The organism is Nocardiopsis synnemataformans (assembly GCF_965343085.1).
Classification (GTDB): Bacteria; Actinomycetota; Actinomycetes; order Streptosporangiales; family Streptosporangiaceae; genus Nocardiopsis; species Nocardiopsis alborubida.
Genome location: NZ_CBDRFA010000166.1, coordinates 1 through 1655 on the forward strand (window position 1 = coordinate 1; position 1655 = coordinate 1655).

1 protein-coding gene is annotated in these 1655 nt (G+C 69.4%); it reads right to left on the bottom strand.

Going from position 1 to position 1655, the window contains the following annotated elements:
* Window positions 1–28 precede the first annotated feature (28 nt).
* A complete protein-coding gene (locus ACSIH6_RS39265) occupies window positions 29–1258 on the bottom strand; it encodes an IS110 family RNA-guided transposase (RefSeq protein WP_435113954.1) in 1230 nt (409 codons plus the stop codon).
* Window positions 1259–1655 lie beyond the last annotated feature (397 nt).

Sequence of the window (1655 nt, forward strand, 5' to 3'; positions counted from 1 at the left end):
CTGAAAGACATCTCAGGTGACCAACTTGTCAAACCGCGACCGCGAGAGAGGAGGTGAACGCGCGTTGCTCGTCGAAGACCTGACCGGTCTGCAAGCAGTGGAACAGCTGCCCCAGCATCCGGTTGAACAGGTGCCGCTGGGCTTGGGCGTGCCAGTCACCGCGGTCCCGGCGTCTGCGGTAGTGGGCGTAGGCGCCCGGAGAGCAGGTCAGCGAGGCGAACGCCCAGTGGAACCCGGCGTTGGTCAGCCGGTCGTTCTTGATGAACCGCCTGCCCACGAACCGTTTGCGCCCCGAGGCTCGGGTGATAGGGGCCGATCCGGCGTAGGCCTTCAGGCTGCGGGCGTCGGCGAAGCGGGAGCGGTCGTCTCCGATCTCGGCGAGCACCCGGGCTCCGGTCAGCACCCCCAGGCCGGGGAAGCTGAGCAGGGTTTCAGCGTCCGGGTGCGCGCGAAAAGACTCCTCCACCGCTGTGGCGAGTTCGTCAGCGGCCTCGCAGGCCGCGTTGAGCTGACGCAGCAGGGCCAGGAGCTGGGTGCCCATGGCGTCCTCGATCGGCTGGGGCTGGCGTGCCCACTGGCTGCGGAAGAGGTCGCGCAGGCGCTGGGCTTCCTCCTCGATGCCGCGGCTGCGGCCGGCGCGTTTGAGCGCCGCTCTGAGCTGGGTCAGCGTCAACCGTGCGGCTCTGTGCGGGGTGGGTGCGGCGGCCAGGACCGTTCTGGCCTCGGCTCGGGCCAGGCCGTGCTGCTTGGACTGAAACGCCTGCGTGGCTGCCGGGTAGTAGTCGCGCAGCAGCGAGCGGATCTGGTTGACCAGCTGTTGGCGAGCCCAGACCGCGTCCTGTTGGGCGCGGGCCATCACCGCCAGGGCGCGGACCTGCTCGCTGTCTGCGGGCAGCGGCCGGTGCGCCGCGGCGTCGGTGCGCAAGATGTTGGCCAGCACCAGGGCGTCGCCGGGATCGGACTTGGCGCGGGAGAGGCTGTGCCGGTCGCGGTAGCGGGCGGCGGCCAGCGGGTTGATCGCGTACACCTGCCGGGCTCCGGTGCGCAGCGCGGCAACCAGGAGACCGCGGCTGGTCTCGATCGCGACCGGGATCGGGTCGGCGGGGGTGTCGCCGTGCTCGGCGAGTACTTCCAGCAGTTGCCGGTATCCCTCGGCGTCGTTGCTGATGCGGAGCTTGACCAATCGGGTGCCGGTCTCGTCGACCAGGGCGACGTCGTGGTGGGCCTCGGCCCAGTCGATCCCGCAGAACACCGCCATCTACTTCTCCCTCGTTCGTGTGCTGGTGGTGGGCCTGTGCGGTCCGCGCGGCGCCCTAATTCCAAGGCTCGAAGGCCTGCCATCTCAGTAGCCGTTCGCGGTACCAGCGCACCGCAGGGGCCCCGGTCTTGGACAGAGCTCTGGGGCTCGGGATCAAGAAGTGGGGGTCGCCCTGCGATCGGCTCGCACCACGAGGGCCAACGCTCATGGGGCTGGTGGGATTTCGCAGCGGCCCGAAGGCACCGGGCCCCACCGGTCTTTCAGAAGGCCTCGTCGGGCCGGGAGACCACAGGGGTTGGCCCGGTGCCCACGTGACCGCTACGCAACTGATCCATCTCCGACCAGTCCAGCAGCTCCTCAGCAGGGGTAGCCGGAACCGCTTACGAACGAATTAGGA

What these genes read in the sequence shown, in the direction of transcription:
- ACSIH6_RS39265 (WP_435113954.1), bottom strand. Translation starts at nt 1,258, where the DNA reads ATGGCGGTGTTCTGCGGGATCGACTGGGCCGAGGCCCACCACGACGTC.